Below are 15,061 nucleotides of genomic sequence, written 5' to 3'. Positions count from 1 at the left end.
AATCCTGCATGAACTTAGCCTTATTTGACCTCGACCACACGCTGCTGCCGATCGACTCCGACTACGAGTGGGGGCAGTTTTTAGTGCGCATCGGCGCCGTGGACGCCGCCGAATTCGCCCGCCGCAACGATGAATTCTTCGCCCAGTACCAGGCCGGCACGCTGGACCCGGTGGAATACCTGGAGTTCTCGCTCGGCACCCTGGCCTCGTTCCCGCAGGAGCGGCTGCAGGCCATGCAGGAGCAGTACATGGCCGAGGTGGTGCTGCCGGCGATCCGCCCGTCGGCGCGCGCGCTGCTGCAAAAGCACATCGACGCCGGCGACCTGGTGGCCATCGTCACCGCCACCAACCACTTCGTCACCGCGCCGATCGCCAAGGCGCTGGGCGTGGAGCACCTGATCGCGGCCATGCCGGAGACCGACGCCGACGGCAAGCTGACCGGCAAGCTGCTCGGCACCCCGACCCAGGGCGCGGGCAAGGTCACGCACACCAAGGCCTGGCTGGCGAAGATGGACAAGAAGCTGGAAGACTTCGGCACCGTCCACTTCTACAGCGATTCGCACAACGACCTGCCGCTGATGTCCATCGTCAGCCATCCGGTGGCGACCAACCCCAACGCCGCACTGAAAACGCACGCCACAGCCCAAGGCTGGCCATTAATTGACCTATTCAATGATTAAGAAACTGATCCGCAAAATCCTCGGCACCAAGAGCAAGGCCCGCGACACCTGCACGCCGGTGGTGCTGGGCCCCGAAGCCCACGGCATCGACCCGCGCCTGCTGTCGTCGAACGCGGTGCGCGTCACCAGCACCCTGCAGGAAGCCGGCTACGAAGCCTTCGTGGTCGGCGGCGCCGTGCGCGACCTGCTGCTGGGCGTGAAGCCGAAAGACTTCGACATCGCCACCAACGCCACGCCGGAGCAGGTCAAGCGCCTGTTCCGCCGCGCCTTCATCATCGGCAAGCGCTTCCAGATCGTGCACGTGATGTTCGGCCAGGACCTGCTGGAGGTGACCACCTTCCGAGGCACCACGCTGGACAACGCACCCAAGGACGAACATGGCCGCGTCCTGCGCGACAACACCTTCGGCTCGCAGGCGGAGGACGCGGTGCGGCGCGACTTCACCATCAACGCCATGTACTACAACCCGGCCAACCAGCAGGTGCTGGACTACCACGGCGGCATCGAGGACATCCGCGCCAAGACGCTGCGCATCATCGGCCAGCCGGAGGCGCGCTACCGCGAAGACCCGGTGCGCATGCTACGCGTGGTGCGCTTCGCGGCCAAGCTCAAATTCACCATCGAGCCGAACACCGGCGCACCGATTCCGGTGATGGCGTCGCTGATCGACAACGTGCCTGCGGCGCGCGTGTTCGACGAGATGCTCAAGCTCCTGATGAGCGGCCAGGCGCTGGCCTGCCTGCAGCAGCTGCGCAAGGAAGGCCTGCACCACGGCCTGCTGCCGCTGCTGGACGTGGTGCTGGAGCAGCCGCTGGGCGCCAAGTTCGTGACGCTGGCGCTGGACTCGACCGACGCCCGCATCCACGCCGGCAAGACCGTGTCGCCGGGCTTCCTGTTTGCGTCGCTGCTGTGGCACCAGGTGCTGGAGAAGTGGACCGCCTACCGCGCCGCCGGCGAGCAGACCATCCCCGCGCTGCACCTGGCGGCCGACGACGTGCTCGATTCGCAGACCGAGAAGCTGGCCTTGCAGCGCAAGATCGGCTCCGACATGCGCGACATCTGGTCGATGCAGCCGCGCTTCGAGCGCCGCACCGGCAAGTCGCCGCACAAGCTGCTGGAGCACCTGCGCTTCCGCGCCGGCTACGACTTCCTGCTGCTGCGCTGCGCCTCGGGCGAGATCGACGCCGAGTTGGGCGAATGGTGGACCGCGTTCTATGAAGGCGACGAAGCCACCCGTGAAGACCTGATCGCGACGGCCAACCAGCCGGCCGGCGGCGGCGCCAAGCGCAAACGCGCACCGCGCCGCGGTGGCCGCAGCAAGGGCGGCGCCGAGGGCGGCCATGCCGGCGGTTCCGGCGACGGCGGCCAGGGCGGCGGCGACTAAGCAGCACCATCGCACCATGAACAGCATCGGCAAAGACGGCAACCCTTCGGCCGCGCTCACCGCGCAGCCGGACGATGGCGCGCCGTTCGCCTTCACCATCGCCTACATCGGCATCGGCGCCAACCTGGGCGACGCGCGCGGCAACGTGGCCGACGCGCTGGAGCGCCTGCAACGCCTGCCCGGCTGCACGCTGATGGCGGCATCGGGCCTGTACCGCACCGCGCCGATCGATTCCAGCGGCGACGACTACATCAACGCCGTGGCCCGCATCGCCACCACGCTCGACGCCGAGGCGCTGCTGCGGGCGCTGCACGGCATCGAGCAGGCGCACGGCCGCGAACGGCCCTACCGCAACGCCCCGCGCACGCTGGACCTGGACCTGCTGCTGTACGGCGACCAGCGGATCGCCAGCGCCACGCTGACCGTGCCGCATCCGCGCATGACCGAGCGCGCCTTCGTGCTGGTGCCGCTGCTGGAACTGGCGCCGGCCATTCACATCCCCGGCAAGGGCGCGGCGCAGCAGTATGCCGCGTCGGTCGCCGACCAGGGCATCAGCCCCATTATTTGACTCCCCTGCACGCGATAGCATTCGGGACTACACTATCGCCGTGCCTCTACATCTTTAAAGGATTTCCCATGTCTGGTTATTTGCAAGGAAACGAAATGGCCGCGAGCCACAAGCCTGCCGCCACCACCGCACCTGCACCGGCCAAAGCGGTCGCCAACAAGGCAGTCACCATCCCCACGCTGGCAACCCTGCGCGCGGCCGGTGAAAAGATCACCATGCTGACCTGCTACGACGCCAGCTTCGCCTCGCTGATGGACCGCTGCGGCGTCGAAATCCTGCTGATCGGCGATTCGCTCGGCATGGTCTGCAACGGCCACCAGTCGACGCTGCCGGTGACGGTGGCCGAAGTGGCCTACCACACGGCGGCCGTGGCGCGCGGCAGCAAGTCGGCGATGATCGTCGCCGACCTGCCGTTCGGCGCCTACGGCACGCCGGAGACCGCGTACGCCAACGCCGTGCAGCTGATGCAGGCCGGCGCGCACATGGTCAAGCTGGAAGGCGGCGCGTGGCTGGCCGACACCGTGCGCTTCCTGACCGACCGCGCGGTGCCGGTCTGCGCCCACCTCGGCCTGACGCCGCAGTCGGTGCATCAGCTGGGCGGCTACAAGGTGCAGGGCAAGACCACCGAAAGCGCCGACCTGCTGAAGGCGGACGCGTTGAAGATGCAGGCGGCCGGCGCATCGCTGCTGGTGCTTGAGGCGATCCCCACGCAGCTGGGCAAAGAAGTGACCGAGCTGCTGGCGATACCGACGATCGGCATCGGCGCGGGTCCTGACTGCTCGGGCCAGGTGCTGGTGATGCACGACCTGCTGGGCGTGTTCCCGGGCCGGAAGGCGCGCTTCGTGAAGAACTTCATGGAAGGCCAGACCAGCATCGACGCCGCCGTCACCGCCTACGTCGCCGCCGTCAAGGACGGCAGCTTCCCGGCGCTGGAGCATTGCTTCTAAGCTGAGCTTGTGACATACCTACTTCAGAGATTCCAATAGCAGAACGCATTGGAGTCTTTGCATATCAGAGACCAGCTAGTTTTCTTAGTCGACCAATGAGCATCTCGACACGCGCCTGACTCGTCGGATCTGGATGCAATTGCCATGGTAGAAGCTCCGTAAACATGGGATCTGCAAGTAGTGTATCTATTTCATCCATGATGAACTCCTTAACAACAGAGTCGGCGTTTGCAACTTCATCTAGTAGCTCTACTCGTCCGTCCACCAGATTGACTATGTCTTCAATATCATGATGCTCATAGTTTCCTCCCCCCCTACTCCGAAAGGACTCCAATTTGGTCGCCAAGAACATCGGTGCGGTGACCATTCGAATCTCCGTTCCCGACGGAAGCTTGATACGCTGTGAGTATTGAACAGCTAACGGATACCATCTATTGGTGAAATTGTGCCCAATTTCTACGGATGACATGACATCCACTATTAGTTCATTTTTTCGCCATCGGCATATCACATCGCCCTGCTCTTGAAATCCCTTTTCACGTAATTTTTGCTCTAGTTCGTAGTAGCTCGGCAGTGTAATCACTTCAGTGATTAAGTCGACATCTTGTGTCTCACGAATGGGGGGGCGCGCACCGTCTGTGATAAGCAAGCCCACCGCACATCCTCCGACAAGCACCAATTCATCACGCAGCTCTCCCAATTCATTTGCGACTAACTCTACCGAAGCTACATTCGGGTCTCGTAAGTTCATTTTAAGCACCTCATCAGTTCATCTTTGGCCAACTCTCTCTCACGAGCAGCCCCCCCCCTTAGAGCATCCACGAGTGTCAACAACTCATAGAGCGCGGCGTCCTGCCGACAAGCAGCAGGTACCGTCGGGTAAATCGGAAGAAAAGCTATACCCCTAACTGTGCCCTCTTGGTCGGGCCAGACTTGAGGTATCTCTACGTCGCTCGGAAAATATTTGTTTAGTGGTGGCCCTGCAAATCCTGTTGGCATCCCCCGCACAAGTGTTCCGTGTATCGCAGGAAATACATACTTAACACCGTGAATCAAAAACTCCAGGAGAGATGCCTTGACCGCAACTATGCCCTCAGGTTGCCGAATCAACAACCGAGATACTTGCGCTCGTTTTACTGCTGCATGTACTTCAGAGCTCGCTAAATGTAGTTCAGAAGCCAAGTACGCATAGGTGATATCTGCTGGTTGCATCACAGCAATTTTCAGGCTGACAAGCAAGTCTTGTGGCTTAAGGCTCATCTGTTTTGCTAAAGATGTCACAGTAAATTCTCCATTCGCGATTAGCAAATATCAAACATCAGTATAAGTCAGAATTTTATGCTTATTTTCTTTTCGCGAATAGCGAATATTTAGAAATAATGACAATTCAGCGCACTAAATGGAGCATAATTGTTGCTAAGCTCTGAGAGCTTGCTCCCAGAGGGTAGAAAACTACCAGCATAGATCAAAATTCAGGAGGAAAAATGTCTGTTATCGTGTCAAAAAAAAGCCCAAGAGCGCCTACGATGTCACTGAAAGATGCAATAGATCGCGCATTAAAAGCATATGATCGCGAACGCTTACATGAGGCCCCCACGGAAATTGTCGCTCAAAACATAGGTTACAAGAATGCAAACAGCGGCACCGCCCTTTCGGCGATAGCTTCACTACGCTACTTTGGACTGCTGACTCGCCCTAAAAATGGCCACTTAGCTGTGTCCAAAGACCTTGAGTCGATGAAGTTTGCACCTACAGATGAGCAACGGCAGACTTTGATCATCCAGTTTCTTATGAAACCAGACTTGTATGTCGACCTGCTAAAAAAGTATGAGGCGGGACTACCATCAGACGCAACGATGAAATACGACCTCATCCAAAGAGGCTTCATTCCTGCTGCGGCCGAAACCGTCCTGTCCGCCTTTAAACAATCTGTTGAATTTGCAAACTATTATGGTATTTCATCAGCTATCGAGGCTAGCGTTGAGCCATCGCAACCTCTAGATCTCGATGAGCAAAAAGACGATGAGCTACCTGCTCAAAATTCAGTTCAAGCGCGCCCACAACCCGTCGCCAAAGCAGTGCCGATCGAAGTACAAGACAATGACTTAGAAAAAATTCCTGTCAGACTATCCGGGGGAAGAAAAGCCTGGTTACTCATCCCTAGCACTTTCTATAAAGCAGACAAAGATCGCCTGAAGGCCCAAATAGATCTGCTACTCGCTGAAGACGAAGAATATTAAGAAAGCTGTTTTACACAATTCTCAAATGCGGCCAGCAGCAGCTTGATGTCGCTCTTACCGGTACTCGGACATACAAGCAGCATATTGTGGAACGGCGTGATCAGCAGGCCGCGGTTGAGCAGGTAGAGGTGGATGATCTGTTCAAGGTCGCTGTCCAGTATCGCTTGCGCCTGCGTGCCGTTTTGCGGCGCGGTGGGCGTGAACTGGAATTCGGTGCGGGCGCCGATCTGGGTGACGCACCATGGTAGCTTATGCCGCGCGATCACGGCGCGCAAGCCTTCCGCCAATTGGGCCGCCAGCGCGAACATGTGCTGGTAGGCGTCCTCCGTCATCACCTGTTCCAGATTGGCGCGCATCGCAGCCATGGCAAACATGTTGGCGCTCAGCGTGGTGCCGACGCCGGAGTGGCCGGGCGGCGCGCCGCGCTTGGCCTGCTCCACCCGGCGTGCCAGCGCCTCGGTAAATCCATACACCGCACAGGGAATGCCGCCGCCAATTGGCTTGCCGACCACCAGCGCGTCCGGCCGCATGCCGTGCGCCTGCGCGTAGCCTCCAGGGCCGCTGCTGATGGTGTGCGTCTCGTCGATCACCAGCAGGCTGCCGTGGCGCTTGATGAGCTGCTGCGCGGCTTCCCAATAGCCCGGCTGCGGCAGCACCATACCGATGTTGGTCATCACCGGCTCGGCCAGCACGCAGGCGATGTCGCCCTGCTTCAGCGCCGCCTCCAATGCCGGCAGGTCGTTGAACTCCACCACCACCGTATGATCCGTCAGCTTGTGCACCTGGCCGAGCAGGCTGTCGCGCTGCGTCGGCACGCCGTCCACCAGGTCGACGAACACGTCGTCCACCGTGCCGTGGTAGCAGCCGTTGAACACCAGGACCTTGCCGCGCCCCGTTGCGGCGCGCAGCCAGCGCAACACGAAGCGGTTGGCGTCCGACGCGGACAGGGCGAACTGCCAGTACGGCAGGCCGAAACGCCGCGCCAGTTCCGCCGCCACCGGCGCGGCATCCTCCGACGGCAACATGGCCGTGTAGCCGCGCGCGGCCTGGCGCGCTATCGCCTGCGCCACCGGCTGCGGCGCGTGGCCGAACATGGCGCCGGTGTCGCCGAGGCAGAAGTCGATGTATTCGTGGCCGTCGACGTCGCGGAAGCGCGCGCCCGAGGCTTCGCTCACCGTCAGCGCGAACGGCGTGGACCAGTCGTTCATCCAGTGCATCGGCACGCCGAACAGCAGATGTTGTGCGGCCTGCCCCGCCAAGCGCGCCGACTCCGGATTGCGCGCGATGTAGCTGGCGCGTTCGGCGGCGGCCAGCGCTTGCGCGCGCGGCCAGTTCAATCCATCGCGGGTGCCGGCCATGGTCACACCAGCAGCATCAAATGCTCGCGCTCCCAGGAACTGATCACGCGGCTGTAGGTGGCGAATTCGAGCTCCTTCACTTCGCAGAAGGCCTGCACGAACAACTCGCCCAGGATCTCGCCCAGCGGCCTGCATTCGCGCAGGCGCAGGATGGCGTCCTCCAGGTTGCGCGGCAGCTGGTCGTGCACATGTTCGGCGCTGTCGGCGGTGGGCGGCGATGGCGTCAGCCCTTGCGTCATGCCGAGATAGCCGCAGGCCAACGTGGCGGCCATCGCCAGGTAGGGATTGACGTCCACGCCCGGCACGCGGTTCTCGACGCGCCGGTTGACCGGCGCGGAGTTCGGAATGCGGATGCCGCAGGTGCGGTTGTCGTAACCCCAGTGGACGTTGGTCGGCGCCGACATGAAGCGCGACAGCCGGCGATACGAATTCACATGCGGCGCGAACAGCAGCGTGGCCGCCGCCGTGTACTGTTCCAGTCCGGCGATATAGTTGAAGAACAAATCGCTGGCCTGGCCGTCGGCGCGGCTGAAGATATTCTGTCCGGTCGCCGTATCGAGCACGCTTTGGTGGATGTGCATCGCGCTGCCAGGCTCCGTCTCCATCGGCTTGGCCATGAAGGTGGCGAAGATCCCATGCCGCAGCGCCGTCTCGCGCACCGCGCGCTTGAACAGGAAGACGCGGTCGGCCAGCTCCAGCGCCTCGCCGTGCGTGAAGTTGATCTCCATCTGCCCCGCGCCGGCTTCGTGGATCAGCGTCTCCACGCCCAGTTCGTGCTGCTTGCAGAAGGTGGACAGCTCCAAAAAGAAGGGATCGAAATCGTTGACGGCATCGATCGAATACGACTGGCGGCCGGACTCCGTCTTGCCGCTGCGGCCCAGCGGAGGCGTGAGCGGCTCGTGCGGATTGCTGCTGCGTGCGACCAGATAAAACTCCATCTCCGGCGCCACCACCGGCTGCCAGCCGCGCTCCGCATACAGCTTGAGCACCTTGCGCAGCACCGCGCGCGGCGACAGGCCGACCGGCGAGCCGTCGAAGTTCTGGCAATCGTGGATCACCAGTGCGACATTCTCGGCCGCCCACGGCACCTGCCGCAGCGTGTTCAGGTCCGGCACGCAGATCATGTCGGGATCGGTGGCGCCGACGTAGGGCATGTTGTTGGGCTGTTCGCCGTTGACGGTGTTCAGCAACACGCTCTTGGGCAGGCGCATCTCGCCCTCGCTGAGGAAGAGATCCTTGGGCAGTATCTTCCCGCGCGCGATGCCGGTCATGTCGGCGATGACGCACTCCACCTCGTGGATGCTGCGTTCGCGCAGGAAGTCTTTCATGGCCTTGCTCATCGTTGCTCCTAGAAGCGGTCGAGATAGCGCCTGGTCTCCCACGCGCTGACGTGTTGGCTGTATTCGATCCATTCGGCGCTCTTCAGCGCCGCGAACTCGTTGACGACGTTCGTGCCCAGCGCGGCGGCCAGCACGGTGTCGGCTTTCAGCGCGGCGGCGGCTTCGCCCAGGTTCTGTGGCAGCAGCTTCAGGCCCGCTTCCGCGCGCGCCGCGTCGGACATTTCATACACGTCCTGATTGACCGGCGCTCCCGCCTCCAGCGCGTGATCGATGCCATCCAGCCCCGCCGCGATCACGCCGGCAAGCGCCAGATAGGGATTGGCCGAACTGTCGGGTAAGCGCCATTCGATGCGCTGGTAGACCACGCGTGCGACCGTGGTGCGGTTGTTGTCGCCGTAGCCGATGAAGGCCGGCGCCCAGCTGGTGCCGGACAGCGACTGCCCGCACATTAATCGTTTATACGAATTGACCGTCGGCGCGCACAACGCCGTCAGCGCGGGCGCGTGACGCAGCAGGCCGGCCAGGAAATGGTAGGCCAGCGAGGATAGGCCGAGATCGCGCCCGCCCTGCTCCTTCTCCTCGCCCAGCGCGAACAAGGGCTTGCCGGCGACATTCGCCAGCGACAAGTGGAAATGCAGCCCGCTGCCGGGACGCTCGGCGAACGGCTTGGGCATCATCGAGAACAGCATGCCCTCCTCTTCGGCGATGTGCTGGGCCGCCATCTTGAAGAGCATGAAATTGTCCGCCGCCTTGAGAGCGTCGGCGTACTTGTAGTTGACTTCGAACTGGCCGGTCGCATCCTCGTGGTCGATCTGGAACACGCCAAGGCCGCACTGGTCCAGCGACGCCGTCAGCTTTTCGATGAAGCCGCGCCGGCGCAGCAGGCTCTTGGTGTCGTAGGATGGTTTTTCCAGTGTGTCGGCGGCTTCGGCGTCGTAGCCGTTGGCGCCTTTTTGCAGCAGGAAGAATTCCGGCTCCAGTCCCGCGTTCAGGGTCCAGCCGCGCTGCGCCAGCCGTTCCACCTGCCTGCGCAGCACCTGGCGCGGGCAGGCGTCGAACGGCTCGCCGGCCACATGGCCGTCCAGCGCCACGCGCGCGTAGCCGGGCAGCCAGGGCATGATCTTCAACGTGGAGAGATCGGCGCGGCCATAGTACTCGGAGCGCGGGCCGGTGCGCGGCAGGCCCGTGCCCCAGATCGACGGCCCCGAAAAGCCCGCGCCCGGCGATACGATATCGTCCAGGTGCGCCAGCGGTATCAGCTTGCCTTTCGCGGCGCCGTGAATGTCCGTGAACTGTGCGAAGACGAAGTTCACGCCTTTCGCCGCCAGCTCTCGCTGCAATTCCTCCGTCGAACGGGCAGTCATGCTGTCTAGCCGATTTGTATCCATGTAGTTTTCAGCTCGGTGTATTTGTCGAAAGCGTGCAGCGATTTGTCGCGGCCATTGCCGGACTGCTTGTAGCCGCCGAACGGCACGGTGATGTCGTCGCCGTCGTACTGGTTCACGTGCACGGTACCGGCACGCAGCGCACGCGAGGTCTGGATCGCTTTGCTGATGTCGGCCGTCCACACGGCGGCTTGCAGGCCGTAGGGCGTGGCGTTGGCCTGCTTGACGGCGTCCTTCACGTCGGTGAAGCTCAGCACCGACAACACCGGCCCGAAGATCTCCTCGCGCGCGATGGTCATGCCGCTGTCCACCTGGTCGAACAGCGTCGGCTCGACGTAGTAGCCGCCGGTGTCGGTGCGCGCCTGGCGTCCGCCGGACAGCAGCTTGGCGCCGCCCGACTTGCCGGCTTCGATGTAGCCCATCACCGTCTTCAATTGCGTCGCATCGACGATGGCGCCCATGACCGTGTTCTCGTCGAGCGGATCGCCAGGCTGGAAGTCCGGCATCATCGCCATCGCCTTTTCGAGGAACTGCTCCTTGATCGACGCCTCCACGAACAGCCGCGATGGCGCGTTGCAGCTCTCGCCCTGGTTGAAGTAGATGGAACCAATGGCCGCCTGCACCGCCGTGTCCAGATCGGGACAATCGGCACAGACGATGTTGGCCGACTTGCCGCCCAACTCAGTCCACGCCCGCTTCAGATTGGACTGCCCTGCCATCTGCAAAATCTGCTTGCCGACGCGGGTGGAACCGGTGAAGCCGATGCAGTCCACGTCCATGTGCAGGCCGAGCGCGGCGCCGGCCTCGTGGCCGTAACCCGGCAGCACGTTGAACACGCCCGGCGGAATGCCCGCCTCCAGTGCGATCTCCGCCAGCCGCAGCGCCGTCAGCGGCGACTTCTCGGACGGCTTGAGCACCACGCTGTTCCCGGCCGCCAGCGCCGGCGCGATCTTCCACGCGGCCATGATCATCGGGTAGTTCCACGGCACGATGGCCGCCACCACGCCGACCGGCTCACGCGTAATCAGCGCAAGGCTGTTGGCCGCCGTCGGCGCGATTTCGTCGTAGATCTTGTCGATCGCCTCGCCGTACCAGCGCAGGCAGTTGGCGGTCGCGCCCACGTCCACGCTCTGGCTGTATTTGATCGGCTTGCCCATGTCGAGCGTTTCAAGCAGCGCCAGTTCGGGGCCGTGCTTCTGTACCAGGTCCGCGAACTTGATCAGCGTGCGCTTGCGCTGCGCCGGCGATTTTCGGGCCCAGCGGCGGTCTTCGAAAGCGGCGCGCGCGGCGGCCACCGCCAGGTCGACGTCGGCGCCGTCGCAGCGGGCCACCATGCCCAGCTTGCGGCCGTCGACCGGCGACAGGTTCTCGAACTGTTGTTCGGATTTGGCCCAGACGCGCTCACCGCCGATGAAGGCGCGGCCGTCGATTTGCAGGCTGTTCGCCCGCTCGTGCCAGGATGTTGTCGTCATATTCGTCTCCTCCTTCAGGATTTACAGCCAGCCGCGCTGCTGGAGGTCCGCGTACGTCAGGTCGAGGCAGTGGCGGATCAGCGCCACCATCTCATCGATCTGCGCGCAGGTCATCACCAGCGGCGGCGCGATGATCATGCGGTCGCCGACGGCGCGCATGATCATGCCGTTGTTGAACATGTAGCCACGGCAGACCATGCCCACCGCCAGCTCTTCGTCGAACGGCACGTTGTCGTGCACCGTCGCGCCTTTGACACGCACCAGGTTCAAGCCAGCGACAAAGCCGCAGCTGTCAGCATAGCCAACCAGCGGATGATCCGCCAGCTCGGCAAAGCGCTTTTTCAGATACGGCCCGGTCTCGCTGCCGACGCGCTCGACCAGCTTCTCGTCCTCGATGATGCGGATGTTCTCCAGCGCCGCCGCGCAAGCGACCGGATGGCCGGAGTACGTGAAGCCGTGATTGAACTCGCCGCCCTTCTCGATCAGCACATTGGCCACGCGGTCGCCAACGAGCACGCCGCCCAGCGGCACGTAGCCGGAGGTGACGCCCTTGGCGAAAGTGATCAGATCCGGCTTGATGCCAAACAGCTCGGACGCGAACCATTTTCCCAGCCGTCCGAAGCCGCAGATCACCTCATCGGCGATCAGCAGGATGCCATACTTGTCGCAGATGCGCTGGATCTCCGGCCAGTAGGTGGCCGGCGGGATCACCACGCCGCCCGCTCCCTGTACCGGCTCGCCGATGAAGGCCGCGACCTTGTCCTGGCCAACCTCCAGAATTTTTTTCTCCAGCCACGACGCGGCCTCGATGCCGAATTCGTCCTCGGTCATGCCGCGCCCTGATTCCAGGTAGTTCGGCTGGCCGATATGCACGATGCCCGGAATCGGCAAGCCGCCCTGCGCGTGCATGCCGTCCATGCCGCCCAGCGATGCGCCGGCCACGGTGCTGCCGTGGTAGGCGTTGTGGCGGCTGATGATGGTGTGGCGCTCCTTGTAGCCCAACACGTCCCAATAGCGGCGCACCATGCGCAGATTGGTGTCGTTGGCTTCCGAGCCGGAGCCGGTGAAGTAGACGTGGTTGAACTGCGGCGGCGATATCTTCACCAGCTTGGCCGCCAGCTCTACCGCTGGGATGTTGGTGGTATTGAAGAAGCTGTTATAAAACGGCAGCGTCTCCATCTGCCTGTAGACCGCCTCGGAGATGCTGGTGCGGCCATAGCCAACGTTGACGCACCACAGGCCGGACATGCCGTCCAATACCTTCTTGCCCTGCGAGTCCCACAGGTAGATGCCCTCGCCGCGCACCATCACGCGCGCGCCCTTTTCGCCGAGCGCCTTGTGGTCGGTGAAGGGATGCATGTAGTGGGCCGTGTCCAGCTTCTGGATGGCTGCGGTGTAATACACTTCCGGACGCGCTGCGGCCTTCACCGACGCGACCAATGCGGCGCTGGGCGCCAATGGGCTGTTCGACATGATGGTTCCTATCTCAAAAAGGTCAGACGTGCAGCAGCAGGTGCTCGCGCTCCCACGGGCTGATGACGGTCATGAATTCCTGGTGCTCCAGATCCTTGATGGCGGCGTAGACATCGATGAAGCGGTCGCCCAGTACGCTGCGCAGCTTGTCCTCGCCGCGCAGCAGTTGCAACGCTTCCGGCAGGCCTTGCGGCAGTTCGACCATCAAGTCGTACGCGCTGCCGACGGTCATCGGCGTCGGCTCCAGCTGCTCCGTCATGCCGAGGTAACCGCAGGCCAGCGTGACCGCCAGCGCCAGGTAGGGATTGGCGTCCGCGCCGATGATGCGGTTCTCCACGCGACGGTCCTGCACGCCCGATTCGGGCACGCGGAAGCCGACGGTGCGGTTGTCCATGCCCCACTGGATGTTGATCGGCGCGGCCGTGTGGCGCACGATGCGGCGGTACGAATTGACGTACGGCGCGACGATCGCCATCGCCGACGGCATGTAGCGTTGCAGGCCGCCGATGTAGTGCTTGAAGATCGGCGCGGCCGAACCGTCCTCGGAGCTGAAGATGTTCTTGCCGGTCTTGATGTCGACCACACTCTGGTGCACGTGCATCGCGGAACCCGGCTCGCCCGCCATCGGCTTGGCCATGAAGGTGGCGTACATGTCGTGCTTGAGCGCCGCCTCGCGCAAGGTGCGTTTGAAGAAGAACACCTTGTCGGCCAGGCCGAGCGGATCGCCGTGCAGGAAGTTGATCTCCATCTGGCCGGCGCCGATTTCGTGAATCAGCGTGTCGACGTCGAGGTTCATCATGTCGCAGTAGTCGTAGATGTCTTCGAACAGCGGATCGAATTCATTCACGGCGTCGATGCTGTAGACTTGGCGGCTGGTCTCCGCGCGGCCGCTGCGGCCGATGGGCGGTTTCAACGGCAGGTCTGGATCGCTGTTCTTGGCGGTCAGATAGAACTCCAGTTCCGGTGCCACGACAGGCTTCCAGCCTTTGTCCGCATACAGCTTGAGCACACGCCGCAGCACGGAGCGCGGCGCGAAATCGACCAGCCGGCCGTCGGAAAAATAGCAGTCGTGGATGACCTGCGCGGTCGGGTCGGTGGCCCACGGCACCATGGTGATGGTGGTCGGATCGGCCTTCAAGATCATGTCGCGGTCGGTGGTGGAGATGGCGCGGTCGTAGCCCGCGTCCTCCACCGGGTAGTTACCGGTCACGGTCATGCCCAGCACCGCCTCGGGGATACGCATGCCGCGCTCCTGGGTGAACTTACCGCGCGGGAGGATCTTCCCGCGTGCCACGCCGGTCAAGTCGGGGACCAGGCATTCGATTTCGGTGACGTGCTTCTCGTTGAGCCACAGGTCCATGTCGGTGTAAGTAAAATTCTCGCGGATTGCCATGGTTCTCTCTCTTTTTAGCGTTGGTTTTTATATGTGCGGCAGGCCTCGCCGAAAGCCTTGAACAATCTGACGGAATCGGGATTCTCCGCCAGGCGCCACTCTGGATGCCACTGTACCGCCAGCGCAAAACTCCTGGCGTCCGCCACGCGGTAGGCTTCCACCAGGCCGTCGTCGGCGCGGGCTTCCACCGCCAGCGACGGTGCCAGTTGGGCGATGCCCTGGCCGTGCAGCGAATTGACCATGATTTCGGAGGCGCCGCCCAGGATGCGCGACAGTTCTCCGCCAGGCTCCAGCAGCACGCGATGCGAGGCCGCGTATTGTTGCTCCAGCGGCTGGTCCTTGCGCTCGCGGTGGTCGGCCATGCCGGCCACGTTGTGCACCGCCTGGTGCAGCGTGCCGCCCAGCGCCACGTTCACTTCCTGGAAGCCGCGGCAGATCGCCAGCAGCGGTATGCCGCGCTTGAGCGCCGCGCGGATGAAGGGCAGCGTGGTGGCGTCGCGCGCCGCGTCCTGCGGCAGCGACGGCTCCAGCACTTCCTGCCCATACAGGCCGGCGTGCACGTTGGACGGTGAGCCGGTCAGCATGACGCCGTCGGCCAGCGCCAGCAGCGCTTCGAAATCGGTGGCCGCGCCCAGGGCCGGCATGATGAGCGGCGTGCAGCCCGCCCCGTCGGCCACGGCGGCGACATATTTGAACTGGGCCGTGTGATTGGCATGGGCGCCGATCTGGTTCACACAGGCGGGAACGATGACAATTGGGCTACGCATGTCTTTATCATATGCCTATTTTGGTATCATTGTGAGTGCCACTTGTTTAAATTT

The 15,061-nt window shown here is 62.8% G+C and carries 14 protein-coding genes; 5 read left to right on the top strand and 9 right to left on the bottom strand.

Going from position 1 to position 15,061, the window contains the following annotated elements; genetic code table 11:
- The first annotated feature begins 8 nt into the window (after nucleotides 1-8).
- The 4 genes from AC07WS_RS24865 (at nucleotide 9) to panB (ending at nucleotide 3,579) form a co-directional block, all read left to right on the top strand.
- The gene (locus tag AC07WS_RS24865) at nucleotides 9-680 is read left to right on the top strand and encodes a histidinol-phosphatase (protein ID WP_494731653.1); all 672 of its coding nucleotides are present in this window, start codon (nucleotides 9-11) and stop codon (nucleotides 678-680) included.
- Complete coding sequence (gene pcnB, locus AC07WS_RS24860; RefSeq protein WP_494731652.1) at nucleotides 673-2,064, top strand: polynucleotide adenylyltransferase PcnB; 1,392 nt, start codon at nucleotides 673-675, stop codon at nucleotides 2,062-2,064. The genes AC07WS_RS24865 and pcnB overlap by 8 nt, the downstream gene beginning before the upstream one ends.
- A gap of 16 nt (nucleotides 2,065-2,080) precedes the next feature.
- On the top strand, nucleotides 2,081-2,632 hold the full coding sequence (folK, locus tag AC07WS_RS24855; protein WP_494731651.1) for a 2-amino-4-hydroxy-6-hydroxymethyldihydropteridine diphosphokinase: 552 nt from the start codon (nucleotides 2,081-2,083) through the stop codon (nucleotides 2,630-2,632).
- 95 nt (nucleotides 2,633-2,727) lie between these two features.
- Complete coding sequence (panB, locus tag AC07WS_RS24850) at nucleotides 2,728-3,579, top strand: 3-methyl-2-oxobutanoate hydroxymethyltransferase (protein ID WP_494731650.1); 852 nt, start codon at nucleotides 2,728-2,730, stop codon at nucleotides 3,577-3,579.
- A 64-nt stretch (nucleotides 3,580-3,643) separates the two neighbouring features.
- Here the strand turns inward: panB and AC07WS_RS24845 are convergent, their stop codons facing one another.
- Nucleotides 3,644-4,330 (bottom strand): hypothetical protein, encoded by a 687-nt coding sequence (locus AC07WS_RS24845; protein WP_494731649.1) that lies wholly within the window; start codon nucleotides 4,328-4,330, stop codon nucleotides 3,644-3,646.
- Nucleotides 4,327-4,860 (bottom strand): hypothetical protein, encoded by a 534-nt coding sequence (locus AC07WS_RS24840; protein ID WP_494731648.1) that lies wholly within the window; start codon nucleotides 4,858-4,860, stop codon nucleotides 4,327-4,329. The genes AC07WS_RS24845 and AC07WS_RS24840 overlap by 4 nt, the downstream gene beginning before the upstream one ends.
- Nucleotides 4,861-5,063: 203 nt before the next feature.
- On the opposite strand from AC07WS_RS24840, the gene AC07WS_RS24835 reads away from it, so the two are divergent.
- A complete protein-coding gene (locus AC07WS_RS24835) occupies nucleotides 5,064-5,819 on the top strand; it encodes a hypothetical protein (protein WP_494731647.1) in 756 nt (251 codons plus the stop codon).
- Here the strand turns inward: AC07WS_RS24835 and AC07WS_RS24830 are convergent.
- From AC07WS_RS24830 to AC07WS_RS24800, 7 genes are read right to left on the bottom strand one after another with little or no spacing between them, the layout of a single operon-like run.
- Nucleotides 5,816-7,177, bottom strand: a complete 1,362-nt coding sequence (locus AC07WS_RS24830; protein WP_494731646.1) for an aspartate aminotransferase family protein — start codon at nucleotides 7,175-7,177, stop codon at nucleotides 5,816-5,818. The two genes, AC07WS_RS24835 and AC07WS_RS24830, sit on opposite strands and share 4 nt — an antisense overlap.
- A gap of 2 nt (nucleotides 7,178-7,179) precedes the next feature.
- The gene (locus AC07WS_RS24825) at nucleotides 7,180-8,517 is read right to left on the bottom strand and encodes a glutamine synthetase family protein (RefSeq protein WP_494731645.1); all 1,338 of its coding nucleotides are present in this window, start codon (nucleotides 8,515-8,517) and stop codon (nucleotides 7,180-7,182) included.
- Nucleotides 8,518-8,525: 8 nt separating this feature from the next.
- Nucleotides 8,526-9,881 carry a type III glutamate--ammonia ligase gene (glnT, locus tag AC07WS_RS24820; protein ID WP_494731644.1) on the bottom strand — a complete coding sequence of 452 codons (1,356 nt, stop codon included), beginning with the start codon at nucleotides 9,879-9,881 and terminating at the stop codon, nucleotides 8,526-8,528.
- Between the two features lie 5 nt (nucleotides 9,882-9,886).
- Complete coding sequence (locus AC07WS_RS24815) at nucleotides 9,887-11,374, bottom strand: aldehyde dehydrogenase (protein ID WP_494731643.1); 1,488 nt, start codon at nucleotides 11,372-11,374, stop codon at nucleotides 9,887-9,889.
- 21 nt (nucleotides 11,375-11,395) lie between these two features.
- Nucleotides 11,396-12,847 carry an aspartate aminotransferase family protein gene (locus AC07WS_RS24810; protein ID WP_494731642.1) on the bottom strand — a complete coding sequence of 484 codons (1,452 nt, stop codon included), beginning with the start codon at nucleotides 12,845-12,847 and terminating at the stop codon, nucleotides 11,396-11,398.
- Between the two features lie 22 nt (nucleotides 12,848-12,869).
- The gene (locus AC07WS_RS24805) at nucleotides 12,870-14,240 is read right to left on the bottom strand and encodes a glutamine synthetase family protein (protein WP_117014027.1); all 1,371 of its coding nucleotides are present in this window, start codon (nucleotides 14,238-14,240) and stop codon (nucleotides 12,870-12,872) included.
- Between the two features lie 14 nt (nucleotides 14,241-14,254).
- Nucleotides 14,255-15,007, bottom strand: coding sequence for a gamma-glutamyl-gamma-aminobutyrate hydrolase family protein (locus AC07WS_RS24800; protein WP_494731641.1), 753 nt, complete (start codon nucleotides 15,005-15,007; stop codon nucleotides 14,255-14,257).
- Nucleotides 15,008-15,061 lie beyond the last annotated feature (54 nt).

Source organism: Duganella sp. GW821-FHT01E12 (assembly GCF_059422325.1).
Note: the sequence above shows the minus strand (reverse complement) of the source record. Positions and strands in the feature narration are given on the sequence as shown.